The organism is Streptomyces sp. NPDC088554 (genome assembly GCF_044752945.1).
Taxonomy (GTDB): domain Bacteria; phylum Actinomycetota; class Actinomycetes; order Streptomycetales; family Streptomycetaceae; genus Streptomyces.
Genome location: NZ_JBIVMF010000018.1, coordinates 65,640 through 89,301, shown reverse-complemented (window position 1 = coordinate 89,301; position 23,662 = coordinate 65,640). Strand labels below are relative to the sequence as shown.

The following is a 23,662-nucleotide window of genomic DNA, read 5'->3' as shown; positions in this document are numbered from 1 at the left end:
GGGTCATCCGTTGATCGTGACCAGCACCCGTCCGTCGGCGGCCCGTATCTCGAAGTGGTCGATCTCCTCGGGGGCCAGCGCGGCCCCGCCCTTGGTGATCATCGTTTCGCTGTCCTCCGCGCGTGAGGCCCAGGTCATCACCGTCGTCTCGGAGCCGTCCACCCCCACCACCACCAGGGAGCACACCTCGGCGACACCCGGGCGGTCCAGCTCCAGGCCGATGTCCGTGCCCCAGTCCGTCCCCGCCGTCGTCACGACGGCGGACGTTCCGGTCGTCGAGTCCGACGCGGTCCACCGCGCGGCCACCTCGCCGCCCGGACTCACGCCCGGGACCGCTCCCGCGCCCACCGCCCCCGGACCCGTCACCCGGTCGGAGGCCGTGCCGAGGACGGCGAGCGGGCCGCCCAGCACGAGCATCGCCGCGACGGCCACCAGCGCCAGCCACCGCCTGCGGCTCCTGCGCTGTCCGGCGGCGGTCCGGTCGAGCAGTCCGGTCAGCAGCGCCGGGTCGGCGACGATGAAGGGGGCCACCTCGGCCGGGGTCTGCCGGGCGTAGTTGTCGAGTTGCGCCTTCACTCCACCGAAGTCGGCCAGCAGCAGGGTGCACTGCGGGCAGACCATCAGGTGGTCTTCGAAGCGGAAGGCGTCCGCGGCGTCCAGCACGCCCAATGCATAGGCGCCGACATCGCGATGAAGGTCCAGGGTCCGCATGTTGTCTGTTACGCACCGGGGTACGGAATCACTCAAAGGTTCTTGCCATTGGGCGGATCCTTCCTCACTACCAACGGGTAAGTTGCCTGCGATCGGGCCAAGTCGGTATATCCGGCCCGCCGGGAAGGACGGTTCGACCCGTCGTGCGGACATCACCACGCCGGGACCGGCGCCCCGGCGCCCGCCCGTCTAAACTCCGGCGTCATGCTGCGCGTACTGGCTGTGGACGACGAGGAACCGGCCCTTGAGGAGCTGCTCTACCTGCTCAGGTCCGACCCGAGGATCAGCAGCGCCGAGGGCGCCACCGGCGCGACCCAGGCGCTGCGCCGGATCGGGGCGGCGCTCGACGCGGGCCCCGACGATCCCGCCGCCGTCGATGTCGTCTTCCTCGACATCCACATGGCCGGGCTGACCGGACTCGACGTCGCCAGGCTCCTGGCGGGGTTCGCCCGGCCCCCGCTGATCGTCTTCGTCACCGCCCACGAGGACTTCGCGGTCCGGGCCTTCGACCTGAAGGCCGTCGACTACGTCCTCAAACCCGTCCGCAGGGAACGGCTCGCCGAGGCCGTCCGCCGGGTCACCGAACTGACCGGGGAGCGCGTGCCCGTACCGCCCCCCGCCGCCGACCAGATAGCGGTCGAGCTGGGCGGGGTGATCCGCCTCGTCGCCGTCGACGACATCGCCTACGTCGAGGCCCAGGGCGACTACGCCCGGCTGCACACCGGCACCGGCAGCCATCTCGTACGGATCCCCCTCAGCACCCTGGAGGAGCGCTGGCGTTCCCGGGGCTTCGTACGGATCCACCGCCGCCATCTCGTCGCGCTGGCCCGCATCGACGAACTCCGGCTGGACGCGGGCGCGATGAGCGTCCGCGTCGGCGCCGCGGAGCTGGCCGTCAGCCGCCGTCATGCCCGCGCGCTGCGGGACCTGCTGATGCGGCCCAACTAGGGTGTGCACCGGAACCGGACCGGACAAAGGCGCCGGATCACTGGGGGAGTGGAGAGGATGACGGGAGAGTCCGCGCCCCGGCGCGAGACCGTCACCGGTGAGCCCCGGCGCGTACGGCCGCTGCCGCGCTACCGGGCCCAGGCCGAGATCGAGGAGCAGACCGCGCTCGGCGACGCCTATGTCCGCTCCCTGATACGTGTCCAACTGCGCGCGGGTATCACCGCGTTCGTGGTCCTCGCCGTCGTCGCGGGCGCGCTGCCGCTCGCCTTCGCCGCGCTGCGCGACACCACCGCGGTCTGGGCCGTGCTCGGCTTCGCCGCCTATCCGCTGCTCGCCCTGCTCGCCCGGTGGTACGTACGGCGCGCCGAGCGCAACGAGCGCGACTTCGCCCGGCTCGTGAAGGGCCGGCCCGCGCCGTGAGCCAGAGCTATACGGTGACGGCCGTGGCCGCCGTCGTGGTCGCCACCGTCCTCGTCGGCGGCTTCGGGCTGCGGATATCCCGTACCACCTCCGACTTCTACGTCGCCTCCCGCACCGTCGGCCCCTCGCTCAACGCCGCCGCGATCAGCGGCGAGTACCTCTCCGCCGCCTCCTTCCTCGGCGTCGCCGGGCTGGTGCTCCTGCACGGCCCCGACATGCTCTGGTACCCGGTGGGCTACACCGCGGGCTATCTCGTCCTGCTGGTCTTCGTCGCCGCCCCGCTGCGCCGCTCCGGCGCGTACACCCTCCCCGACTTCGCCGAGGGGCGGCTCGAATCGCGGGCGGTCCGCAGGCTGGTGAGCGTGTTCGTGGTGGGCGCGGGCTGGCTCTATCTGGTGCCCCAGCTCCAGGGCGCCGGGCTGACGCTGAAGATCCTGACCGGTGTGCCCGGCTGGTTCGGTGGGGTGCTGGTCGCCCTGGTCGTGGTGGTGGCGGTCGCGGCGGGCGGGATGCGCAGCATCACCTTCGTCCAGGCGTTCCAGTACTGGCTCAAACTCACCGCCCTGCTGGTGCCCGCGGTCTTTCTGCTGCTGGCCTGGCAGGGCGACGGCCGCCCGGCCTTCGACGTGGTCCGCGCGGCCTCGGGCGTCGGGCGCGTGGACCATCCGCTGTACGCGACGTACGGACTGATCGTGGCGACCTTCCTGGGCACGATGGGGCTGCCTCATGTCGTCGTCCGCTTCTACACGAGCCCCAACGGCCGCGCCGCCCGCCGCACCACCGTGTTCGTCCTGGCGCTGATCGGCGTGTTCTATCTGCTGCCACCCGTCTACGGAGCGCTGGGCAGGCTGTACGTACCCGAGCTTTCGTACGGTACGGAGGCCGACGCCGCCGTCCTGCTGCTCCCGGAGCGGGCGATCGGCGGTCTCGCCGGGGATCTGCTCGGCGCGCTGGTCGCGGGCGGGGCCTTCGCCGCGTTCCTCTCCACGGCCTCCGGGCTGACCATGGCCGTCGCCGGGGTCCTCACCCAGGACGTGCTCCCCTCCCGGGGGGTACGCCACTTCCGGCTGGCCACCCCGCTCGCCATGGTAGTGCCGCTCGGCGGATCGATGCTGGTCAGCGGGGCGCCGCTGGCCGACTCCGTCGCGATGGCCTTCGCGGTCTCCGCCTCGTCGTTCTGCCCGCTGCTGGTGCTGGGCATCTGGTGGCGGGGGCTCACCGCGCCCGGGGCCGCCGCCGGGCTGCTGCTGGGCGGCGGGCTCTCGTTCGCCGCCACGGTGATCACGGTGAGCGGGGCCGTCACGGACGGCTGGCCGCGTGCGCTGCTCGCCTGGCCCGCCGTGTGGTCCGTACCGGTCGGCTTCCTCGCGATGATCCTGGTGTCGCTGGCCACCCGCGGCCGGATACCGCCGGGCACCAACGCCGCGATGGCCCGATTCCATCTGCCCGAGGGGCTGACATGAGCGGAACCACGCTGGCCACGCTGACCGCGCTCGGCCCGCTGCTGCTCGCGGGCGGCTTCCTGCTCGGCCGGCGCGCCGCGCGCCGCGAACGTACCAGCGAGGTCGGCACCCCCGTCGAACACGCCACCTTCGAGACCCTGCACACCGCCTCGCTCGCCGCGCCCCCGCTGCGGGCCGGGCTCACCGAGGAGAGCGCCCGCAAGGCGGCCCGCGGGCTGCGCTCCCTGCTGGGCACCGACGCGCTCTGCCTCACCGACGGGGAACGGGTCCTGGCCTGGGACGGCGTGGGGGAGCACCACGGCGAGCGGGTGATGGAACGGGTCGCCGGGCCGCTCGACAGCGGGCGCGGTACGGCCTTCGCCGCCGGCTGCGACGACCTCGACTGCCCGTTGAGCTGGGGCGTGGCGGCCCCCCTGACGGTCGACCACCGGGTGCTCGGCACCCTCGTCGCCTACGCGCCGCGCGAGTCGGCGGTGCTGGCCAGGGCGGTCGGCGAGGTCGCGAGCTGGGTCTCCGTACAGCTGGAACTCGCCGAGCTGGACCGCTCCCGCACCCGATTGATCGAGGCCGAGATCAAGGCGCTGCGCGCCCAGATATCGCCGCACTTCATCTTCAACTCCCTCGCCGCCATCGCCTCGTTCGTCCGGACCGATCCCGGCCGGGCGCGGGACCTGCTGCTGGAGTTCGCCGACTTCACCCGCTACTCGTTCCGCAGCCACGGCGACTTCACCACCCTCGCCGACGAACTGCACTCCATCGACCAGTATCTGGCGCTCGTCCGGGCCCGCTTCGGCGAGCGCCTCTCGGTCACGCTCCAGGTCGCCCCGGAGGTCCTGCCGGTCGCGATGCCCTTCCTCTGTCTCCAGCCGCTCGTGGAGAACGCCGTGAAACACGGCCTCGAAGGGGCCGTCACCCACAGCCGCATCACCATCAGCGCGCTCGACGCGGGCGCCGAGGCGGAGGTGGTGATCGAGGACGACGGGGTCGGCATGGAGCCGGACCGGCTGCGCCGGATCCTGCGCGGCGAGGGCGGCGCGTCGACCGGCATCGGCCTGCTGAACGTGGACGAGCGGCTGCGCCAGGTGTACGGGGACGAGTACGGCCTGGTCATCGAGACGGGGGTGGGAGCCGGTACGAAGATCACCGTACGCATCCCCAAGTACCGCGCGGGCGTCCACGGCAGCTGACCCGGGCGGCCTGCCCGCACGCCCGGTCTCCGCCGTCAGCTCTTCGCCGTCAGGTCCGGGGCCCGTCTGCCACGGCCCCGGGGCCGTCCACGGGGCCCGTCAGAACAGATGGATCGCCAGATGCCCCAGCGGCAGCCCCAGCTGCCAGGCGGGGGTCCACACCTGCGGCCCCTCCTCCTCACCGGCCAGGAACGGCACACCGCCCGGCGGCCCCACGGCGTCGAGGTCGGGCGCCAGCAGCTCCGTCTCCTCCAGCCACCGCCAGGCGACGCCCGCCAGCGCCAGATCCGGATCGCGGCCGGGGCCGCCGGACTCGAAGTCGGCCGCCTCCAACCGGTCGAGCCGCCCGCATACCCACTCCCGCCAGGAGGTCCCGTACGCGGTGAGCGAGCGCCACTCCTCCATCCGGGCCACCACGCGCGGGCCGCCGGCCGAACCGTCGCAGAGGAAGATCGTCAGGGCCAGCGCGTCCCGGCCCGCCCGGTACTCCAGCGTGGTCGGCGGCATCAGATCGCCGGTGCGCAGCAACTCGTCGGCGATGTATTCGGCATACATCCATGCCATGGGCACCCGCAGGCCACCGCCCGCCCCTTCCCCTTCAGTACATTCCGGACACATCGATTTTCCGCCTTCCTTCCCTTCCCCCGAAGCCTGCTTCACGGAGCATTGAACCGGCGGCGACCGCCCCGCGTGGCCAGAAGAGCAGGATCGGGCGGTGGAGAGGGGCGGATTGTGACGGGTGGGGCCGACGGTGAGATGTTCGCCGATGGAGCGGACGATTCCGGCCCACATGTGCGGTCCCTCCTCGGTGCCTATGTGCTGGAAGCACTCTCCCCCGAGGAGGACCGGCGGGTCGCGGCCCATCTGGCTGGGTGCGGTCCGTGCGGCGCGGACTATCTGGAGGTGGCCGACACGCCGTCGCTGCTCTCGCTGCTGGACGAGGACGACCTGCGGTAGCGGGCAGGCCCGCTGTAACCGGGCAGATCACGGGCGAGCGCCCGCAGGGCGTAGTACGAACGGGACTTGACCGTGCCCGGCGGGATCCCCAGCACCCGTGCCGTCTCGCCGACGCTCAGCCCCCGGAAGTAGATCTGCACCAGCACCGCGCGGTGCTCGGGGCTGAGCGCCTTCACCGCCTGCCGTACGTCGAGCGCGGCCACCGCGCTCTCGGCGCGGTCCTCCGGGTCGGGCGTGGTGGCGAGGATCCCGTCGCCGATCTCGGTGGGCCGCGCCAGCCGGGACCGGCGCGCGTCGATCGCCAGTCTGCGGCCGACGGTGAACAGCCAGGGCCGCATGGACTCGAAGGGCGCGTCGAACGCCTCGGGGTGGAGCCAGGCGCGGACCAGCGTCTCCTGGAGCAGATCCTCCGCGCGCTGCCGGTCCCCGTAGGTCAGCCCCAGCAGGAAGTGCAGCAGGGCGGGGCCGTGCCGGCGCTGAAGCTCCGTCAGCGCCCGCTCGTCGGTCCTCTCCGTGGCCGTGGCGGAGGTCATCGTGAACGCCCTTTCTCACCGGGTTCGCCGCGCGCGTGGCGCGCTGCCGCGTGGCGTATCCGAACCCATGGCGGGTGCCGGGGGACAGACGGCGAGCAGAGGTGTGCGGCGAGCGGTCGCTCACTGCGGCGAGTGGTGCGGTGAGCGGTCGGGCCGAGGCATTCGGTCTATTTCGAGTGGGATGTCAGCCAGGTGTATGAGCATCATTTATATGACCATATGGATTACTTGGGGCGGTATCTCCAGGGAAACGACCCTCAGGACAGGGGAGTCACAGCGATGACCCAGCGCATGCGACACGGCGCGGCGGCCGCGGCGGCACTGCTCCTCACCACCGCGGCGGCCTGCGCCGCGCCGGGCGGGCCCGGTACCGTACAACCGTCCGCGCGGCCGTCCGCGCCCGTCTCGGCGGCGGGTGGTCCGGCGCCCCGGCAGGGCTTCACGCTTGTCGCCTCCGGTGATGTCCTGCCGCACGGATCGGTGATCGACCGGGCCCACGCCGACGCCGGGGGAGTGGGCCACGACTTCGCGCCGATGCTCGCCGGGGTGAGGCCGGTCGTCTCCGGAGCGGATGTGGCCATCTGCCACATGGAGACCGTGTACGGGGAGGCGGACGGCCCGTTCAGCGGCTACCCCGCCTTCGTCTCCCCGCCCCAGATCGCCCGGGGGCTCGCGGACACCGGCTACGACTCCTGCTCCACCGCCTCGAACCACACGCTGGACGACGGGGCCGAGGGGGTACGCCGTACCCTCGACGCCCTCGACGAGGCGGGCGTCCGGCACGCCGGATCGGCGCGCTCGGCCGCCGAGGCGGCCCGCCCCGCCCGGCTGACGGCGGGCGGCGCGCGGATCTCCCAGCTCGCGTACACCTATGACACCAACGGCTATCCGCTCCCCGACGGACAGCCCTGGGCGGTCGGTCTCATCGACGAGCGCGCGATCGTCGCCGACGCGCGCGCCGCCAGGAAGGCGGGCGCCGACGTGGTCGTCGTCAGCCTCCACTGGGGCACCGAGTGGCAGACGGACCCCGACCGGGTCCAGCTGGACCTGGGCAGGAGACTCACCGCCTCCCGTACGGCGGGCCGGCCCGATATCGATCTGATCATCGGTACGCACGCGCATGTCCCGCAGCCGTACGAGAAGGTCAACGGGACCTGGATCGTGTACGGGATGGGCGACCAGATCGCGGGCCCCATGACCAACGACGAGGGCGAGTCGGACCCGCGCGGCAACCAGGGCTCGATCGGCCGCTTCACCTTCGCGCCGCCGGCCGCGAAGGGCGAGCGCTGGCCGGTGACGAAGGCGGAGTTCATCCCGCAGCTGTACGACACGGACGAGGGCCGCGTGGTCCCGCTGCGGCAGGCCGTCGACCACGACCCGGACCGGGACGACTACCGCGCGGCCCTGGAGGGGATCAGCGCCGCCGTCCTCGGCCGGGGCGCGGCCCGGGACGGGCTGACCCCGGGGTGAGGCGGGACGGCGGCGAGGTCATGGGACGACCGTCACCGGCCAGCGGCCCGACTTGACCAGCCGTACCGCCACCGAACCGATGATCCGGTGCCCCGCCGACTCCGAGGCGCCGACCACCACGGCGTCCGCCTTCAGCTCGTCGGCCGCGCCGACCAGGCCGTTGTACGGGTCCCCCTGAAAGGTGTGGAACTCCCAGCGGACGTCCCAGGCGCCCTTCGCCCGGTCCATGTACGTCCGGATCTCCGCCATCAGCTCCTCGACGATGTCCCCTGTCGTCGCACCGACCGAGGCGCCGAGGGCGGGGCCCGTCGTCAGCACGGGCTGTACGTAGACGATGGCGAGCAGCGCTCGCTGGCGCCGGGCGAGCCCACCGGCGTACGCGGCGGCGCGGAACGAGGACGGGGAGCCGTCCACGCCGACGACGATCACCTTCGGGCCGTCGGTTCCGCGTTCGAACTGAGGAGGCTGCTGAGGGTTCACGGCAGGCAGGGTATCTGTTCGAGAGGCGGGGGCCGGAGACGGTCCTTCCGGAGGTCCCGCGCCGTGCCGGGGCGCCATGAGACACTGCGCGTCCGGCTCACCCCATCGGGTGCTTTCCCCCGGCGGACCGGTGTGGATGAGCGGGCGGAGCCATCCACCGTGCGAGCCATGGGCCATGAAAAAGGATCAGATGATTCCGGGGCTCTCCGGCTCTCCCCGGATCCCCGGCCCGCCGGCCCGGCGCGCCGTTCTGCGGATCGCCGCCTGTACCGGCATCGCCCTCACCGCCCGGCTGTTCCTCGCGGACCGGGCCCAGACCCCCGGCCGCCCCGCGCCCCCGGCCGGCGCGGAACCCGCGGCGGGCCCCCCGGCGGGCGCGCTCCCGCGCACCCCCGGCCACCGGCTGAGCCCCATGACCGGGGGCGCCCAGCCCGAGTTCCGCAGAGCCGCGCCACCGGTACGCGACCGGCCCCTGCTGGAACTGCCCGAACTGGGCCACAGCATGGTGCTCACCTTCGACGACGGGCCCGACCCCGCGTACACCCCCGCCATCCTGCGGACCCTGCGCGAGCACGATGTCCGCGCGGTCTTCTTCGTCTGCGGCGAGATGGCCGACGACCACCGCGACCTGCTGCGGGAGATCGCCGACGACGGCCATGTCATCGGCAACCACTCCTGGTCGCATCCGCTGATGACCAAGCTCACCCGGTCCGCGATCCGCGCGGAGATGGGACGCACCAGCGAAGTGGTCGAACGGGCCGTCGGCGCCCCACCCCTCTGGTACCGGGCGCCGTACGGGGCCTGGAACCGGCACTCCTTCGAGGTCGGCGCCGAACTGGGCATGGAACCGCTCGCCTGGACCGTCGACTCCCTCGACTGGATGACCCCGGGCACCGGCCTGATCGTCCGCCGCGTACTGGACGGCGCCGGGCCGGGCGTCATCATCCTGTCGCACGACGCGGGCGGCGACCGCTCCCAGAGCGTGGCGGCGCTGCGCCGCTATCTGCCGGGGCTGCTCGACGCGGGGTACCGCATCGCCGTACCGCACCGCTGAAGCCCCGGAGCTCCTCCGCCCGGCCGGTCAGCCCGTGCTGACCAGCCGGGCGAAGACGACGACATTGCCGTCGTAGCCGGCCGCCCTGGAGTAGGCGCCGCCACAGGTGATCACCCGCAGCTCGGCATGGCCGGTGTCGCCGTACACCCGGGAACCGGGGAAGGAGTTCTTGGCGAAGACCTCGACCCCGTAGATCTCGAACTCGGCGGTTCTGCCGTCGAACCGGCTCACCTCGATGTGCTGGCCCTTCTTCAGCGAGCCGAGCCCGTAGAAGACGGCGGGTCCCGCGTGGTTGTCGACATGGCCGACGACCACGGCGGTGCCGCGCTGGCCCGGCGCCACCCCGTTCTGGTACCAGCCCGCCAGATTCGCGTCCTGCGGCGGCGGCGCGGCGATCCAGCCGTCCGGGTCGAGACCCACGTCCACCACCGGCGCGTCGACCTTGAGCGCGGGGATCCGCAGCCGCGACATCGGCGCGTACGGAAGCGGTTTCACCAGCGGTCGCGAGGTGGTCGCGACCGCTGCGGGGTCGGGCCGGCTGTCGGCCGCCGCCGCTGCGGCCGGCTGCGGAGGCCCCAGCGGTACGTCCACCCCGTTCCGCATCAGCGCGATACCGGTGAGCATGACGAGAGCCAGAACGCCCCAGGGCGAGCGCTTCCTCGACTCCGGGGCGTGGTGGTCCTGCATGGTTCTCCCTTCGTGGGCGCCTGCTGGCACGCTAAGCGCGCGACGGGAAGGTGGCGATCACTGGCGGGCGAACGGGTGGTGCGGCCGGACGGGGTAACCCATTGGGGCGGCCTGTTCATATGACGTACTGACACTCTGTGACCTGCGACTCCGTCAGGCCGGGCCGCTGTACGGCGGCGTGTCGGCTCACCGGGGTGGACCATCGCCGAAATGCGTTCTCCCGGTAGTCCGGTGATGGTTCGTCATGGAGGGCGTACTCGTCGAATTTCCCGGAGCACCGCTTCGGGGCGTCTTCCGCTGGAGGTTCAACGATGCGTGCTTCACGCGCTCTCGCGGTGACCGCGTCCGCTTGCGCGGCCGTGGCGCTCTGCGCCCCGCTGGCCGGCGCCACCAACGGTCCGACCAATGTCACCGTCAACCCGTTCGAGGTCCACCAGGGCAGCACGATCCATATCCGTGCCGAGGGCTGCGGCCACGGAGGCGATGTCACGTCCAACGCCTTCGACCGGGTCGAACTGTCGGTGAACTCGTCGGGCCACTCCTCGGCCAGGGCCCGGATCCGGGACCGCACCACGCCCGGCCGCTACAACCTGGCCGTCCGGTGCAGCGACAGCAGCAACGTCGCCACACATCAGTTCCGGGTGCTGGACGGCCGTGGCGCGCTGGGCGGGCTCGGCGGCTCGGTCGGCCCCAGCTCCGCGGAGATGGCGATCGGCGGTGGGCTCGCCGCGGTCGCGGCCGTCGGCGGTTCGCTGCTCCTCGCCCGCCGCCGGCGTCCGAGCGGCGCCGGGGTCTGACCGGCCGGGATCCGGTCGCCGCGATCCGACCGTACGAATCCGACCGTACGCCGAAACGCCCGTCGCCCCGAGTCCTCTGCCAGGACTCGGGGCGACAAGCATTACGTACTCCCGTGCTCTCCGCTTCGGCGCGGATCAGCGCGGACGGTGCTCCGCGCGGCGGCGCGCGGCGTAGACGCTGCCGGTGGCGGCGGCCACGACCAGTGCCGTACCGGCGGCCAGTTCGCCGGTGGTGACACCGCCGACGCTGCCGCCCAGACCGCCCCGGACCCCGCCGGGCGCGATCGGGGAGGTGACGGGTGGGGTCACGGAGGTGCCCGCGATGGTGAGCGGGGTTCTGCCCGTCGTCGTACCGCAGGTGAAGGTGACGGTGTAGAGCGCTCCCGCCCTGGCGTCCCAGTCGACCGTGGCGACGGCCGATCCGTTGGAGGGGATCGAGACGGTGTCGAAGACCCCCGAGGAGGCGGTGGCGGTGGTCGCGCAGTTGGTGACGGCCAGGGTCACCCGGCCGCCCGGCGCGGCGGTGGTGGGGGTGACGGTGAATCCGAATGACTGTGCGCCGCCGTCGACCGCGGCTGCGGCGGTGGGGGATATGAGTGCGAGCGCGGCCACTGAGAGCAGAGTGGTGGCCGTGGCACGTATCGCGCGCATGGTGAGCCTCCGGATCCCCGAGGAGCAGCTGCGGAACTTTTCCACATGAGCCGGTCAAAGCGCCTCGATGCGGGAAACGCTAGGAGCGCGCTATCACACCCGCGATTGCTGACGTGCGAATGGGGCACGGGTGTCCCCCGGGTGGCGGACCTCCCGTACCCCATGAGCGTGCCGCTCAGGACCTCAGATGGGGGAACAGGTCGAGGAAGGGGGCGGCTGTCGCGCCGATGCCCCGGCCGTAGGGGGAGTCGAAGTCCCAGATGAGGAAGAGCAGGAAGGAGATCAGCACGCTGAACAGCCCCGCGAGCAGCAGCTCCCGGAAGGAGCGGCGGATCTGGAGGACGAAGATCAGCCCCACCGTGACGACGGCGCCGATGATGAGGCCGAACCAGACGACCCCGGGCATGGTGGCGCCCGCGTTCTCGCCGCGGGCGCCCCGGGCGTCGTCCGCGGCGGCCACCAGGTCGAGCAGCGGCTGATACGTCTGGCCCTCCAGATCGGTCCGCGGGGCGTACTGCGTGACCTCGGTACGGATCCGGTCGAAGAGCTGGGTGCCCCGGGCGTTGAGGGCCTCGTGCTCGGCCATGTGCGGCCATTCCGTACGGACGACATAGGCGACGTAGGCGTCGACATCGGCGCGGATCCGGTCGCGTACGTCGGGGGGATAGACCTGGACACGCTCGCTGATCTCGTGCAGCACCTGGGCCTCCTGGCGCACGGAGTCCTGGGCGGCGCTGCGGCCCTCCCAGACCCCGGCGATGGCCAGGCCCAGCACGATCGCGTAGATCACGCCGATCATCATCGTCATGTAGTCCATGACATCGGGGGTTTCGGTGGGGTCGTCGTCCTCGTCGACGTGACGGTTGTTGAGGACGACGATGGTCAGGACGACCGCGCAGACGGCGGCCATCGCGATGCTCAGAACGAGCCATTCCGACATGGGATCTCCGTGGATCAGCGGGAGCGGGGGCGCAGTACGGCGACGGCGAACACGGCCGGGGCCGTGATCACGAGCATCATCAGGACCGGTGAGGTCCGGCTCCGTGGCTGGTCGCGGGTTGCTTTGCGGTAGACGGGCACCGCCACCGACGACGACGTGGCGGACGGTGCGGGCGCGGGCGGCGCCGGGCGCGGCGGGGGCGCCTCGGGGGCGGGCGGTTTCACCACGCGTACCGGCACGGGCGCGGGAGGCGGTGCGGGCGCCGGAGGAGGTGGCGCCGGAGGCGCGGGTACGGGCGGCGCGGGTACGGGCCGGGGCGGCCGGGGGGTCGGTCGGGCGGCCGGCGGCGGTGGCGGCTTCGGTACGACGGGGGGCGTCGGCGTCGGTGTCGGCCGGGGCGGCGGGGAGGGCGGGGAGGGCGAGGGCGAGGGCGAGGGCGTCGGCGGATGGGTCGGAGGGTGCGGGGGCACGGTGGGTCTGGGCGGGGCCGGGGGTTTCGTCGGGGTCGGCGGAGGTTCGGGCGGCGGGGGAGGCGTCGGCGGCCGGCAGTGGCCGCTGCCCGCCACCGCCCACGCCGATCCTCCCGAGGCGTAGGCGCAGCTGTCCGCGGCGGCGGGCGCGGGGACGGCCGAGAACGATATGAGTGCGGCGGCCGCGAGCAGCCGTCCGACGAGCGATCCATACACGGGCAAGAGCTTGTTCCCCATATGGGCACGGCACGCCGAAAGTTGACTGTATTCACCCGTATGAGGGGTATTTGGCGGCTGCCCGTATCTCCTTCACAAGTTTTTTCCGGCCGCGTTGAACGCGGGACCGTGCCCCCTCCGTACTTAGGGCCATGAAGCAGCGCACATCGGCGCCGCAATTGGCCAACTGACTACAGGAGTTACCATGAACACCTGGCGGAACGCCTCGCTCGCGGTGACCGCGGCGGCCGTACTGGCCCTGACGACGGCGTGCGGTCAGGACCAAGCCACCAACACCACCGGGCAGTCCGTCGGGGCGGCCGGGGTCGCTCAGCCCGCGGACGCCGGTTACGGCGCGGGCGCGGCGGCGGGCACCGACGCCGGTACCGCCGCGACGGCGGCCAAGCCGGCCGGCCAGCTCGCGGTCAAGACCGACGTGAAGCTCGGCAAGATCCTCACGGACGGTGAGGGCTTCACCCTCTACCGCTTCGACAGCGACACGGCCAGCCCGCCGAAGTCCAACTGCGACGGCGACTGCGCCGCCGCCTGGCCCGTCGTGAGCCCCACGGACGTCAAGGCCGCCGCCGGCACCGACGCCGCGCTGCTCGGCGAGGTCACCCGGACCGATGGTTCCAAGCAGCTCACGGTCGACGGCTGGCCGATGTACCGCTACGCCAAGGACACGGCCGCGGGCCAGACCAACGGCCAGGGCGTGGGCGGCAAGTGGTTCGCGGCCTCCCCCGAGGGCGGCAAGGCATCCACGGCCGCCGCGGGCGGTACGGGAGCGGACACGGGCGCGGCCGACACGGGCGCGGCGGTCCCGGCGGACCTCAAGGGTCTGTCGGTTCGCAAGGACCCCAAGCTCGGTGATGTCATCGTGGACTCCCGGGGCATGACGGTCTACCGGTTCACCAACGACACCGCGTGGCCCATGAAGACCGCCTGCGTCGGTGCCTGCCTCGACAAGTGGCCGGTTGTGGCCCCCGTCGAGAAGGGCGAGATCGACAGCACGATCCAGCAGAAGGGCAATGTCACCTTCGACCGGCCCGACGGAATCAAGCAGCAGACCCTCAACTGCTCGCCGCTCTACACCTTCGCCGATGACAAGAAGCCGGGTGACATCAACGGCCAGGGCGTCGGCGGCACCTGGTTCGCGGTCTCCCCGAACAACGAACTGATCAAGATCCCCAAGTAGTCCCCGCACCGCCCCGGAGTACCTCCCCCGGGACACCGGCCGAGCCTCCGACCGCCGCCGTACGAACTCCGTACGGCGGCGTGGCAGTTGCGGATGCGACCGGCGTGTGACCAAGAACGGATCGTTAATTTCCGTTTGGGCTCGCTCTCTTGGCGGACGATCAGTAGCCTCGGCTCGAACAAACGGCCATGTGCATGGCCGCACCGTGGCGACTTGTGGGAGAGATCGATGGAGCGTCCCGCCTGGGCCCCGCAGGGTATCGACATATCGGTGCCCAGCGTGTCCCGCATTTACGACTACTATCTGGGCGGTTCGCACAACTTCGAGGTGGACCGGGAGGCGGCCCGCAGGGCGATGGGTTTCATGCCCGGCCTTCCCAAGATCATGAAGGCGAATCGCGCGTTCATGCGCCGCGCCGTGGAATTCGCCCTGACCCAAGGCATTACGCAGTTCCTGGACATCGGTTCCGGCATTCCCACCTTCGGTAATGTCCATGAAGTCGCCCAGGCGGGAAGCCCCGGCGCCAAGGTGCTCTATGTCGACCACGACCCGGTCGCCGTCGCTCACAGCCGGTCCGTTCTCGAAGGCAATCGCAACGCTGCCGTACTCAACGGCGATCTCCGCAAGCCCCGTACGATCCTGGACAGCCCCGAGACGCTCGAACTGCTCGACCTGGAGCGGCCCGTGGCGCTGCTGCTGGTCTTCGTCCTGCACTTCCTGGAGGACGCGGACGAGCCGTATCGCGCGGTGGCGGAGCTGCGCGACGCGCTCGCTCCGGGCAGTCTGCTCATCCTCACGCACGCCTCGTACGACGGTGTCCCGCTCCCGAAGGAGCGGACGGGCGCCGCGGTCGCGGTCTACGAGGACATCCGCAATCCGCTGGTGATGCGCACCCGCGAGGAGACCGCCCGGTTCTTCGAGGGCTTCACGATGGTCGAACCGGGGCTGGTGTCCATGCCGCTGTGGCGGCCGGACTGCCCCGCCGAGGAGGAGGACCCTTATGCCTTCTCGGGCTTCGCCGGAGTGGGACGAACGGCGTGACGATCCCGGTGTGGGAGACGGAAGCGGCGGACCCGGACGGCCTGGAGGACAGACTCAGGCGCTTCGCGACGATCTGGAGCCGGGCGGTCTTCCCCGCGACGGCCACGTCGCTGACGCGCCACGAATTCGAAGCATGCCTGCTGCCGCTGGCCCGGGAGTTGCGGGCGGCGCTGCACGCGTACCCCTTCGACACCTCGCCCGCCGCGCACGTCGGCACCGCCCTGGTGGCGGTGAACTGCACCGACCCCGAGGCTCTCGGCCGTACCCTCGGCGTGGTCGACTCCTATCTGGTTCTGTACTGCGGTACGGCGGAACTGGCCGCCGAGGACGGCCGGGCCCGTTGCGCCCGGCTCCAGCACTCGCTCGCCGTCGGCTTCGCCCACGCGCTGCGCGAGCGGACCCTCGGCGAGCAGGAGGCCATCGCCCGCTCCGCGCTCGCCGCGCGCAACGAGGCCGAGGACGCCCTGCACGCCACCCGGGCACGCTTCCAGGCGGTGTTCGAGGGAGCCGCCGTCGGCATCGGCATCGCGGACCTCGACGGCAATGTGCTGGAGGTCAACGACACACTCACCCAGATGTTCGGCGGCCTCGAACACCATGTGCGCAGCCGGAATGTGAGCGAGTGGGTCCACCCGGAGGACACGCCCCAGGTCTGGCGCATGTACGAAGAGCTGATCCGCGGTGAGCGCGAGCACTTCCGGATCGAGAAGCCGTTCTTCCGCAACGACGGCACGGTCCTCTGGACCAATCTGACCCTCTCGCTCCTGCGCGACGCCGAGGGCGTGCCCCAGTACCAGCTGGCGCTGATGGAGGACACCACCGAGCGGCGGCTGCTCCATCTGCGGCTGCGGTACGAGGCCACCCATGACGCCCTGACCGGGCTGCCCAACCGGACCCTGTTCTCCGAGCGGCTGGAGAAGGCCCTCGCGGCGGGCGACGACGCCCGCTTCGGCCTCTGCTACCTCGACCTGGACGGCTTCAAGGCCATCAACGACAGCCTCGGCCACGCGTCCGGGGACCGGCTGCTGGTCGAGGTCGCCGACCGGCTCCAGAGCTGCGCGACCGCGCCCGGCGAGATGGTCGCCCGGCTCGGCGGCGACGAGTTCGTGGCGCTGACCACCCGGCCGGGGACCCGCAGCGGCGTGACCGATCTCGCCTCCCGGATCCTCGGCGTGCTGACGGCTCCGGTACGGCTGGAGGGCCGGGAGTTCACGGTCCGCGGCAGCATCGGTATCGTGGAGGGCCCCGCCGCCGGACGCGCCCCCGCCGAGGTGCTGCGCAGCGCGGACATCACCATGTACCGGGCCAAGGCGGCGGGCGGCAACCGCTACGAGCTGGCCGACGCGGAGGCCGACGCCCGCGCCATCACCCGGCACGGACTGACCACCGCGCTGCCCGCCGCCCTGGAGCGCGGCGAGTTCTTCATCGAGTACCAGCCACTGGTCCGGCTCGACGACGGCACGGTGTACGGCGCGGAGGCGCTGGTGCGCTGGGCACATCCGCAGCACGGGGTGCTCGGCCCCGACCGGTTCATCCCGCTCGCCGAACACACCGGACTGATCGTGCCGCTCGGCCGCTGGGTGCTGGAGCAGTCCGTACAGCAGGCCAGGGCCTGGCAGCAGGAGATGCCGGCGACGGCCCCGGGCGGCCCGCCGCGGATCAATGTGAACCTCTCGCCCGCCCAACTGCACCACCCCGGCCTCGTCGCCGACACGGTGGAGGTCCTCGACCGGATCGGGCTGCCGCCCGGCGGGCTCTGCCTGGAGGTCACCGAGTCGGCGCTGATCGGCGCGGACGAGGATCTGCTCAAGCCGCTGCGCCAGTTGGCCGAGATGGGTGTGGGCATCGCGCTCGACGACTTCGGGACCGGCTACTCCAATCTGGCCAATCTGCGCAGGCTGCCGGTGAGCGTACTCAAACTGGACCGTTCCTTCACCCAGGGCATGCAGCAGCACCCGGCCGACCAGGTCGACCTGAAGATCGTCGAGGGGATCGTCTCGCTCGCCCACAGTCTGGAGCTGGCCGTCACGGTCGAGGGCGTGGAGACCGGGGCCCAGGCGGACCATCTGCGCCGGCTCGGCTGCGACACCGCGCAGGGTTGGTACTACGCCCGACCGGGGCCGCCCGAGCAGCTGCACAGGCTCCTGCTGGCGGACGCGGTCTGAGCGGGGCCGTCCGGGCGGCCGGCGGCATCCGCCGGAGCTCCCGGGCGGCACGCCGTACGGAGCGGAGATCGGGGGGTCTCGGCGGTCATGGGAAGCGTTCGCCACTTCGTGACGAATTTCCATTCATCTGGTGATTTCCCCGTCGGTCCGGTGTGCCACGCCCACACCAGGGGTGCCACGACGCCCCTATTGACACGCCCCACGCGCCCGGCTTACGTTCCCGGCCATTCGGGAAACAACGTTAACTGAATTTAATATTCAGAAATGCTCGGAGGTGCTGGTGTCATCTCGTGCAGGAGTTGGGCCGCGTGCGACAGGCGGATGGAGAGCGGGCCCGCGCGGAGCTCTCATGGCGGCGGGCGTTGTCGGAGTCCTGATCGGTGTGAACGCCTGTGCCGGTGGTACGCACGGGGGCTCCGGCGGAGGCGACAGCGGGACGCTCACCCTCGCCCCGGTCACCCCCGCCCAGCCCTGGGACCTCAAGGACGCGGGACTCGGCAACAACACGCAGTACTACCAGCCCGTCTACGACTCGTTACTGCGCCTCGACCCGCAGGCCGAGCCGACCCCCAACATCGCCACCAGGTGGGGATACGACCCCACCCACACCGTCCTCACCCTCACCCTGCGCACCGGGGCCGCCTTCACCGACGGCGCCCCGGTCGACGCCGCGGCCGTCAAGGCCAACCTGGAACACACCGCGACCGGCACCCGGGAAGCGGCCGGGCAGCTCAAGGACATCAAGAGTGTCGAGGCGGTCGACGCCACCACCGTCAAGGTGACCCTGAGCGCCCCCGACCCCTCCTTCGTCGCCAACCTCGGCTCCGTGGCCGGCATGCTCGCCAGCCCCCGGGCCATCGCCGCGGGCACCCTCAGGGACAACCCGGTCGGCTCGGGGCCCTATGTCCTGGACAAGGGCGCCACGACCAAGGGCAGTGTGTACACCTTCGTCCGCAACAAGAACTACTGGAACACCAAGGCGTTCCCCTTCGAGAGAATCGTCTTCAAACCGCTCAGCGACCCCACCGCGATCCTCAACGCCCTGCGTTCCGGCCAGGTCAATGGCGCGCTCCTCACCAGCACGAAGAATGTCGACGCGGCGAAGTCCGGCGGCCTGAACGTCCTCACCTACCAGCCGGGCGATGTCGCGGGCCTCTACATCTGGGACCGCGAGGGCAAGATCTCGCCCCCGCTCGCCAAGCTCAAGGTGCGCCAGGCCATCAACCACGCCTTCGACCGGACCGCGATCGTCAAGTCGGCCTACCGCGGCCTGGGTTTGCCCACCACGCAGATCTTCAACCCGGCGGGCGCGGCCTACGGCAAGGCCCTCGACACGGTGTACGCGTACGACCCCGCCAAGGCCAAGTCCCTGTTGCGCGAGGCCGGTTACCCCAACGGCTTCAGCGTCGACATCCCCGACCTCGGCACCGTCTTCCCCGAGCAGCAGGCCGCGATGGTCCAGCAGCTCGCCGACATCGGCATCAGGACGAAGGCCGTCGCCGTCCCGCCGGGCCAGGCCGTCAACCAGCTGCTGACGGGGAAGTTCGCCCTCTCGTACTTCTCCCTCGCCTCCTTCCGCTCCTGGGACACCATCCGGCTCCAAGTGATGAAGGACTCGCTGTGGAACCTCTTCCGGTACGAGGACCCCAAGGTCACCGCACTGGTGAAGAAGGCGCAGTTCGCCACCGGCGCCGAACAGGACGCCGTCTTCAAGGAGATCGGCGCCTACCTCGTCGACCAGGCGTGGAACGCGCCCTTCGCGGTCGTGGAGAGCGCCTACGCCACCACCAAGGGCGTCAAGGTCGTCCCCCAGACCTTCACCTCCGTGCCCGGCATCTACAACTTCACCCCGGCCGGCTGACCGGTCCGGCGCGGGAGAGCGGGAGGGAGAGACGGCCATGGTGTCGTTCTTGGCGCGGCGGTTGCTGTCGGGGCTGGTCCTGGTGTTCGTGATCTCGACCATGACCTTCGTCCTCGTACGGATGACCGGCGCGGACATCGCGCGCACGATCGCGGGCCAGACCGCGACCACCCGGCAGGTCGCGCAGAAGACCACCGAACTCGGCCTGGACAAGCCACTGTTGATCCAGTACGGGGAGTGGCTCGGCGCCGCCGTACGCGGAGAGCTCGGCAGCTCCTGGTTCACCGGGGACTCCGTGACGGCCTCCCTCGGGGACAGGCTCCCGGTCACCCTGTCCATCGTTCTCGGCGGACTGCTGCTCTCCGCCGTCCTCAGTGTCCTGTTCGGTGTGGCAGCGGCGCTCCGGGGTGGCCTGCTCGACCGCGCCGTACAGCTGACGGCCGTCGTCGGCTTCGCGGTTCCCAGCTTTCTGGTGGCGCTGGTCCTCGCGCTCTTCGCCGGGGTGAAGTGGGGGCTGCTGCCCGCCACCGGCTACACGAGTTTCGCCGAATCCCCCTCCGGCTGGCTCGCGTCCGTCATCCTGCCGTCGGTCTCCCTGGCGGTGGGCGCCGTCGCGGCCACCGCACAACAGGTACGCGGCGCCCTGCTCGATGTCCTGCGCATGGACTACGTCCGCACCCTGCGCAGCCGTGGACTGTCCCGGCGCAGCCTGCTGCTCAAACACGCGCTGCGCAACGCGGCCCCCTCGGCGCTCACCGTGCTCTCGCTCCAGTTCATCGGACTCGTCGGCGGCGCGGTGGTGGTTGAGAAGGTCTTCGGTCTCGCCGGGATCGGCAGTGTGGCCAACACAGCGGCCTCGGACGGCGATTCACCGCTCCTCATGGGGGTCGTCGTGGTGATGGTCGGCATCGTCGTCGCCGTCAATCTGCTGATGGACATCGCCCTTGGATGGCTCAACCCGAAGGTGCGTGTCGGATGACCCCGCCCACAACGGATCCGGGGGCCGGCCCGGCCGGTGAGCCGGCCCCCGGGGCGGTTCCCCACCGCGACCGGGTGGTGCGACGGCTGCTCAGGGACCCCACCGCGGTGACCTGTCTGCTCGTCCTCCTGCTCATCGTGCTCGCCGGTCTCTGCGCCCCGCTCCTCACCTCCCGGGACCCCGCCGAGTCCAGCCTCACCGCCGCGCTCGCGCCCATGAGCGCCGAACATCCGCTCGGCGGCGACGGAGTCGGCCGCGATGTCCTGGCCAGGCTGGTGTACGGCGCCCGGACCAGCCTGCTCGGTACGGCGCTGGCCACCTTCGTCGCGGTCGCGATCGGAGTCCCGCTCGGTCTGGTCGCGGGCTACTTCCGCGGCTGGTTCGACAGGGTGGCGAGCTGGAGCGCCGACCTGGTCATGTCCCTCCCCGCGATCATCCTGCTGCTGGTCGTCCTGGGCTCGTTCGGCCAGAGCACCTATCTGGCGATGGCGGTCTTCGGCCTGCTCATGGCGCCCGGTGTGTTCCGGCTGGTGCGCGGCTCCGTCGCCGCCGTACGCGAGGAGCTGTACGTCGACGCGGCCCGGGTCTCCGGGCTCGCGGACCGGCGCATCATCCGCCGCCATGTCCTGCCCGTCGTGCAGGCCCCGACCATCATCCAGGCCGCGAACCTGCTCGGTATCGGCATCCTCATCCAGTCGGGGCTGGAGTTCCTCGGGCTCGGCTCCGCCAGTGAGCCGAGCTGGGGGGCGATGCTCAACGACGCCTTCGGCAACATCTACACCGAGCCGCTGCTGCTCCTGTGGCCCGGTCTCGCCATCGCCGTCACCGTGGCCGCCTCGGGGCTGCTGGGCAACGCGCTGACCGATGTCCTGATCGGCGCGGGCGCGAAGGCCCGCGGGCGCGAACCCCGGCGCCCCGCCCCCGACCGCCCGGCCGCCGGGGGCCCGGCCGGTGCCACCGGCCCCGGGCCCGCCCCCGCCGCGCGGGACGCGCTCCGCGGCGACGAACTCCTGGTGGTCGAGGACCTCAGGGTGAGCTATCCGGTACGCGACGGGGAGTCCGTGGTGGTGGACGGCGTCTCCCTCGCCGTACGCAAGGGGGAGGTCCTCGGCCTCGTCGGCGAATCCGGGTCGGGCAAGAGCCAGACCGCGTTCGCCGTTCTCGGACTGCTCCCGCCGGAGGCCCGCGTCGGTGTCGGCTCGCTGGTCTTCGACGGTACGGACCTGACGGCCGGGGGCGGCCCGTCCGGCAAGGGGATCCGGGGGTGGCGCATCGCGTACGTACCGCAGGAGCCGATGTCCAACCTCGACCCGTCCTTCCGGATCGGCTCGCAGCTCGTCGAGCCCATGCGCCGCCATCTGGGGCTCTCCCGGGCCAGGGCGAGGGAGAAGGCGCTGGCGCTCCTGGACCGGGTGGGCATCGACGATCCGGCGCGGGTGTACGCGTCCTATCCGCACCAGGTGTCGGGCGGTATGGCCCAGCGCGTGCTGATCGCCGCCGCCGTCTCCTGCGACCCCGATCTGCTGATCGCGGACGAGCCGACCACCGCGCTCGATGTCACCGTGCAGGCCGAGGTGCTCGACCTGATGCGCTCGCTCCAGAAGGAGCGTGCCATGGGGATGATCCTGGTGACCCACGACTTCGGTGTCGTCGCCGACATCTGCGACCGGGTGGCCGTCATGCGGACCGGCCGGATCGTCGAGTCCGCCCCGGCGGACGAGCTGTTCGCCGACCCGCGCCACCCGTACACCCGCATGCTGCTGGACGCCACGCTGGAGGACGGCGAGCCGCGCCGGCCGCCGGGTTCCGGGGCCGGGGACGGCGCGACCAGGAAGGGGACCGGCGCATGAGTACGGAACCGGATCGGCTGCTCGCCGTCGAGGGCCTCGTCGTCGACTATCCCGCCAAGGGCCGGGGCCGTCCGCCCTTCCGGGCGCTGAAGGGCGTGAGCCTGTCCATCGGCGCGGGCGAGACGCTCGGCCTGGTGGGGGAGTCGGGCTCGGGCAAGACCACCCTGGGCCGGGCCATCCTGGGCCTCGCCCCGGTGACCGGCGGCACGGTCACCTACCAGGACCGGGTGATCTCCGGTATCGGCAAGAAGGAGCGCCGCGCCCTCGGCGACGACATCCAGGTGGTGTTCCAGGACCCGTACAGCTCGCTCAACCCGGCGCTCACGGTCCATGACATCCTCGCCGAACCCCTGCTGGTCGCGGGGGTCTGCCGGACGGACGCCCACCGCAGGGTGCGGGATCTGCTGGAGCAGGTACGGCTGCCCGCCGACGCGGGGGAGCGGCTGCCGCGCGAGTTCTCGGGCGGGCAGCGCCAGCGGGTGGCCATCGCCCGCGCGCTGACCCGCTCCCCGCGCGTCATCGTCTGCGACGAGCCGGTCAGCGCGCTCGATCTGTCCAACCGGTCGCGGGTGCTGGACCTGTTCGTCGAGATCCAGGAACGGACGGGCGTCGCCTATCTCTTCATCACCCACGACCTGTCGGTGGTGCGCCACATCAGCCACCGGGTGGCGGTGATGTACCACGGAGAGATCGTCGAGACCGGCCCCGCGGAGGTGGTGACCAGGACCCCCGTACATCCGTACACCCAGCGGCTGCTGCTGGCCGCCCCGGTCCCCGACCCGGCCCGCCAGGCGCGACGGCGCGCGGCCCGGCACCGGTTGGCGGCCGGGGGGCCGGGACGGAACCCTTAATGGAAATGGGATCCATTTCCATGCTAGGTTTCGGTCCGGCCGCGCGCTTCCGGTACGGCCACACCACCCAGGAGGACCACCCATGGCCGTACCCAAGCGGAAGATGTCCCGCAGCAACACCCGGCACCGCCGCGCCCAGTGGAAGGCCGTCACGCCGCGGCTGGTGCCCATCACCGTCGACGGCGCGGTGTACCGGGTGCCGCAGCGGCTGGCCAAGGCGTACGAGCGCGGGCTGCTGCGCCCCGAGAGCTGAGCCCGGCATGACGCGCGACAGCGTCCCCGGCCGACTCCCCGCCACCGTACTGTCCGGATTCCTCGGCGCGGGCAGGACCACGCTCAACCATGTCCTCACCAACCGCGCGGGCCTGCGCGTCGCCGTCATCGTCAATGACGCGGGCGAGGTCAACATCGACGCGGCGCTCGTGCGCGGCAGCGCTGTCGCGCGCCGAGGAGCGGTTGGCCGAGATGGCCGACGGCTGTATCTGCTGCACCCTGCGCGACGATCCGCTGGTGCTCCGAGGCCCGGAAACGGTGATAGCCCGGCGCCTCGATGCGCTGGGCGAAGCGCACCGTGTCGCGCAGCGCCCGCGGGCCGTCCTGCCCCTGGCGGACACGGGAGCGGTCGAGTACGGAGAACCGGGTCGTCGCCGTGATGCTCACACCGGGTGCAACAACGGTACGCCGCCGGGATTCCCGCCGCCGCCCCGAGCCCCGGTGCTCCCGAGCCCTGCCACCC

The 23,662-nt window shown here is 71.7% G+C and carries 24 protein-coding genes and 1 pseudogene; 18 read left to right on the top strand and 7 right to left on the bottom strand.

Going from position 1 to position 23,662, the window contains the following annotated elements; translation table 11 throughout:
- Positions 1-3 precede the first annotated feature (3 nt).
- On the bottom strand, positions 4-711 hold the full coding sequence (locus ACIP8W_RS21750; protein WP_401957158.1) for a zf-HC2 domain-containing protein: 708 nt from the start codon (positions 709-711) through the stop codon (positions 4-6).
- A 204-nt stretch (positions 712-915) separates the two neighbouring features.
- Between ACIP8W_RS21750 and ACIP8W_RS21745 the strand changes: the two genes are divergently transcribed.
- Genes ACIP8W_RS21745 through ACIP8W_RS21730 form a run of 4 tightly spaced genes read left to right on the top strand, consistent with a single transcriptional unit; the run spans position 916 to position 4,729 of the window.
- A complete protein-coding gene (locus tag ACIP8W_RS21745) occupies positions 916-1,659 on the top strand; it encodes a LytR/AlgR family response regulator transcription factor (protein WP_401957161.1) in 744 nt (247 codons plus the stop codon).
- 57 nt (positions 1,660-1,716) lie between these two features.
- Positions 1,717-2,079, top strand: coding sequence for a hypothetical protein (locus tag ACIP8W_RS21740; protein ID WP_401955781.1), 363 nt, complete (start codon positions 1,717-1,719; stop codon positions 2,077-2,079).
- Positions 2,076-3,542, top strand: coding sequence for a cation acetate symporter (locus tag ACIP8W_RS21735; RefSeq protein ID WP_402204217.1), 1,467 nt, complete (start codon positions 2,076-2,078; stop codon positions 3,540-3,542). Before ACIP8W_RS21740 ends, ACIP8W_RS21735 begins: the two co-directional genes overlap by 4 nt.
- The gene (locus ACIP8W_RS21730) at positions 3,539-4,729 is read left to right on the top strand and encodes a sensor histidine kinase (protein ID WP_401955783.1); all 1,191 of its coding nucleotides are present in this window, start codon (positions 3,539-3,541) and stop codon (positions 4,727-4,729) included. Before ACIP8W_RS21735 ends, ACIP8W_RS21730 begins: the two co-directional genes overlap by 4 nt.
- A gap of 99 nt (positions 4,730-4,828) precedes the next feature.
- On the opposite strand, the gene ACIP8W_RS21725 is transcribed toward ACIP8W_RS21730, so the two are convergent.
- Positions 4,829-5,347, bottom strand: a complete 519-nt coding sequence (locus ACIP8W_RS21725; RefSeq protein ID WP_401955784.1) for a hypothetical protein — start codon at positions 5,345-5,347, stop codon at positions 4,829-4,831.
- A 138-nt stretch (positions 5,348-5,485) separates the two neighbouring features.
- On the opposite strand from ACIP8W_RS21725, the gene ACIP8W_RS21720 reads away from it, so the two are divergent.
- Complete coding sequence (locus ACIP8W_RS21720) at positions 5,486-5,686, top strand: zf-HC2 domain-containing protein (RefSeq protein WP_402153039.1); 201 nt, start codon at positions 5,486-5,488, stop codon at positions 5,684-5,686.
- Here the strand turns inward: ACIP8W_RS21720 and ACIP8W_RS21715 are convergent.
- Positions 5,623-6,219 (bottom strand): sigma-70 family RNA polymerase sigma factor, encoded by a 597-nt coding sequence (locus ACIP8W_RS21715; protein ID WP_401955786.1) that lies wholly within the window; start codon positions 6,217-6,219, stop codon positions 5,623-5,625. The genes ACIP8W_RS21720 and ACIP8W_RS21715 overlap by 64 nt on opposite strands.
- 279 nt (positions 6,220-6,498) lie before the next feature.
- Here ACIP8W_RS21715 and ACIP8W_RS21710 point away from each other — a divergent pair, with 279 nt between their 5' ends.
- Positions 6,499-7,689, top strand: a complete 1,191-nt coding sequence (locus ACIP8W_RS21710; protein WP_401955787.1) for a CapA family protein — start codon at positions 6,499-6,501, stop codon at positions 7,687-7,689.
- 18 nt (positions 7,690-7,707) lie between these two features.
- Here the strand turns inward: ACIP8W_RS21710 and ACIP8W_RS21705 are convergent, their stop codons facing one another.
- Entirely contained in the window at positions 7,708-8,247 is a 540-nt protein-coding gene (locus ACIP8W_RS21705) for a universal stress protein (protein WP_402153035.1), read from the bottom strand.
- A 97-nt stretch (positions 8,248-8,344) separates the two neighbouring features.
- Between ACIP8W_RS21705 and ACIP8W_RS21700 the strand changes: the two genes are divergently transcribed.
- On the top strand, positions 8,345-9,223 hold the full coding sequence (locus ACIP8W_RS21700; protein ID WP_401955789.1) for a polysaccharide deacetylase family protein: 879 nt from the start codon (positions 8,345-8,347) through the stop codon (positions 9,221-9,223).
- 27 nt (positions 9,224-9,250) lie between these two features.
- On the opposite strand, the gene ACIP8W_RS21695 is transcribed toward ACIP8W_RS21700, so the two are convergent.
- Entirely contained in the window at positions 9,251-9,910 is a 660-nt protein-coding gene (locus tag ACIP8W_RS21695; protein WP_401955790.1) for a class F sortase, read from the bottom strand.
- A 311-nt stretch (positions 9,911-10,221) separates the two neighbouring features.
- On the opposite strand from ACIP8W_RS21695, the gene ACIP8W_RS21690 reads away from it, so the two are divergent.
- On the top strand, positions 10,222-10,707 hold the full coding sequence (locus ACIP8W_RS21690) for a hypothetical protein (protein ID WP_401955791.1): 486 nt from the start codon (positions 10,222-10,224) through the stop codon (positions 10,705-10,707).
- A 135-nt stretch (positions 10,708-10,842) separates the two neighbouring features.
- On the opposite strand, the gene ACIP8W_RS21685 is transcribed toward ACIP8W_RS21690, so the two are convergent.
- Positions 10,843-11,358: a hypothetical protein gene (locus tag ACIP8W_RS21685; protein WP_401955792.1), complete on the bottom strand. Its 516-nt coding sequence runs from the start codon at positions 11,356-11,358 to the stop codon at positions 10,843-10,845.
- A gap of 175 nt (positions 11,359-11,533) precedes the next feature.
- The gene (locus ACIP8W_RS21680) at positions 11,534-12,298 is read right to left on the bottom strand and encodes a hypothetical protein (protein ID WP_401955793.1); all 765 of its coding nucleotides are present in this window, start codon (positions 12,296-12,298) and stop codon (positions 11,534-11,536) included.
- A 156-nt stretch (positions 12,299-12,454) separates the two neighbouring features.
- Between ACIP8W_RS21680 and ACIP8W_RS21675 the strand changes: the two genes are divergently transcribed.
- The 10 genes and pseudogenes from ACIP8W_RS21675 to ACIP8W_RS21630 form a co-directional block, all read left to right on the top strand.
- Complete coding sequence (locus ACIP8W_RS21675) at positions 12,455-12,892, top strand: hypothetical protein (protein ID WP_402204213.1); 438 nt, start codon at positions 12,455-12,457, stop codon at positions 12,890-12,892.
- A gap of 297 nt (positions 12,893-13,189) precedes the next feature.
- Entirely contained in the window at positions 13,190-14,179 is a 990-nt protein-coding gene (locus ACIP8W_RS21670; protein ID WP_401955796.1) for an SCO0930 family lipoprotein, read from the top strand.
- Positions 14,180-14,407: 228 nt separating this feature from the next.
- Positions 14,408-15,220: an SAM-dependent methyltransferase gene (locus ACIP8W_RS21665; protein ID WP_401955797.1), complete on the top strand. Its 813-nt coding sequence runs from the start codon at positions 14,408-14,410 to the stop codon at positions 15,218-15,220.
- Positions 15,217-17,385 carry a putative bifunctional diguanylate cyclase/phosphodiesterase gene (locus ACIP8W_RS21660; protein WP_402204211.1) on the top strand — a complete coding sequence of 723 codons (2,169 nt, stop codon included), beginning with the start codon at positions 15,217-15,219 and terminating at the stop codon, positions 17,383-17,385. Before ACIP8W_RS21665 ends, ACIP8W_RS21660 begins: the two co-directional genes overlap by 4 nt.
- Before the next feature lie 349 nt (positions 17,386-17,734).
- A complete protein-coding gene (locus ACIP8W_RS21655; protein WP_401955799.1) occupies positions 17,735-19,246 on the top strand; it encodes an ABC transporter substrate-binding protein in 1,512 nt (503 codons plus the stop codon).
- A gap of 37 nt (positions 19,247-19,283) precedes the next feature.
- Positions 19,284-20,225, top strand: coding sequence for an ABC transporter permease (locus ACIP8W_RS21650; RefSeq protein WP_402150530.1), 942 nt, complete (start codon positions 19,284-19,286; stop codon positions 20,223-20,225).
- Positions 20,222-22,075 carry a dipeptide/oligopeptide/nickel ABC transporter permease/ATP-binding protein gene (locus ACIP8W_RS21645; RefSeq protein WP_401955801.1) on the top strand — a complete coding sequence of 618 codons (1,854 nt, stop codon included), beginning with the start codon at positions 20,222-20,224 and terminating at the stop codon, positions 22,073-22,075. The genes ACIP8W_RS21650 and ACIP8W_RS21645 overlap by 4 nt, the downstream gene beginning before the upstream one ends.
- Positions 22,072-22,926 carry an ATP-binding cassette domain-containing protein gene (locus ACIP8W_RS21640; protein WP_402204208.1) on the top strand — a complete coding sequence of 285 codons (855 nt, stop codon included), beginning with the start codon at positions 22,072-22,074 and terminating at the stop codon, positions 22,924-22,926. Before ACIP8W_RS21645 ends, ACIP8W_RS21640 begins: the two co-directional genes overlap by 4 nt.
- An 82-nt stretch (positions 22,927-23,008) precedes the next feature.
- Positions 23,009-23,179, top strand: a complete 171-nt coding sequence (gene rpmF / locus ACIP8W_RS21635; RefSeq protein ID WP_401955803.1) for a 50S ribosomal protein L32 — start codon at positions 23,009-23,011, stop codon at positions 23,177-23,179.
- Between the two features lie 31 nt (positions 23,180-23,210).
- Positions 23,211-23,436 (top strand): annotated as a pseudogene (locus ACIP8W_RS21630) (GTP-binding protein); the annotation flags it as partial.
- Between the last annotated feature and the right edge of the window lie 226 nt (positions 23,437-23,662).

Coding starts and splice junctions, on each gene's coding strand:
- ACIP8W_RS21715 (WP_401955786.1), bottom strand. CDS start 6,219: ATGACCTCCGCCACGGCCACGGAGAGGACCGACGAGCGGGCGCTGACG.
- ACIP8W_RS21695 (WP_401955790.1), bottom strand. CDS start 9,910: ATGCAGGACCACCACGCCCCGGAGTCGAGGAAGCGCTCGCCCTGGGGC.
- ACIP8W_RS21685 (WP_401955792.1), bottom strand. CDS start 11,358: ATGCGCGCGATACGTGCCACGGCCACCACTCTGCTCTCAGTGGCCGCG.
- ACIP8W_RS21680 (WP_401955793.1), bottom strand. CDS start 12,298: ATGTCGGAATGGCTCGTTCTGAGCATCGCGATGGCCGCCGTCTGCGCG.
- ACIP8W_RS21725 (WP_401955784.1), bottom strand. CDS start 5,347: ATGTGTCCGGAATGTACTGAAGGGGAAGGGGCGGGCGGTGGCCTGCGG.
- ACIP8W_RS21640 (WP_402204208.1), top strand. CDS start 22,072: ATGAGTACGGAACCGGATCGGCTGCTCGCCGTCGAGGGCCTCGTCGTC.
- ACIP8W_RS21720 (WP_402153039.1), top strand. CDS start 5,486: ATGTTCGCCGATGGAGCGGACGATTCCGGCCCACATGTGCGGTCCCTC.
- ACIP8W_RS21740 (WP_401955781.1), top strand. CDS start 1,717: ATGACGGGAGAGTCCGCGCCCCGGCGCGAGACCGTCACCGGTGAGCCC.
- ACIP8W_RS21650 (WP_402150530.1), top strand. CDS start 19,284: ATGGTGTCGTTCTTGGCGCGGCGGTTGCTGTCGGGGCTGGTCCTGGTG.
- ACIP8W_RS21670 (WP_401955796.1), top strand. CDS start 13,190: ATGAACACCTGGCGGAACGCCTCGCTCGCGGTGACCGCGGCGGCCGTA.
- ACIP8W_RS21730 (WP_401955783.1), top strand. CDS start 3,539: ATGAGCGGAACCACGCTGGCCACGCTGACCGCGCTCGGCCCGCTGCTG.
- ACIP8W_RS21705 (WP_402153035.1), bottom strand. CDS start 8,247: ATGGCGCCCCGGCACGGCGCGGGACCTCCGGAAGGACCGTCTCCGGCC.
- ACIP8W_RS21710 (WP_401955787.1), top strand. CDS start 6,499: ATGACCCAGCGCATGCGACACGGCGCGGCGGCCGCGGCGGCACTGCTC.
- ACIP8W_RS21690 (WP_401955791.1), top strand. CDS start 10,222: ATGCGTGCTTCACGCGCTCTCGCGGTGACCGCGTCCGCTTGCGCGGCC.
- ACIP8W_RS21700 (WP_401955789.1), top strand. CDS start 8,345: ATGAAAAAGGATCAGATGATTCCGGGGCTCTCCGGCTCTCCCCGGATC.
- ACIP8W_RS21655 (WP_401955799.1), top strand. CDS start 17,735: ATGGCGGCGGGCGTTGTCGGAGTCCTGATCGGTGTGAACGCCTGTGCC.
- rpmF (WP_401955803.1), top strand. CDS start 23,009: ATGGCCGTACCCAAGCGGAAGATGTCCCGCAGCAACACCCGGCACCGC.
- ACIP8W_RS21745 (WP_401957161.1), top strand. CDS start 916: ATGCTGCGCGTACTGGCTGTGGACGACGAGGAACCGGCCCTTGAGGAG.
- ACIP8W_RS21750 (WP_401957158.1), bottom strand. CDS start 711: ATGCGGACCCTGGACCTTCATCGCGATGTCGGCGCCTATGCATTGGGC.
- ACIP8W_RS21645 (WP_401955801.1), top strand. CDS start 20,222: ATGACCCCGCCCACAACGGATCCGGGGGCCGGCCCGGCCGGTGAGCCG.
- ACIP8W_RS21665 (WP_401955797.1), top strand. CDS start 14,408: ATGGAGCGTCCCGCCTGGGCCCCGCAGGGTATCGACATATCGGTGCCC.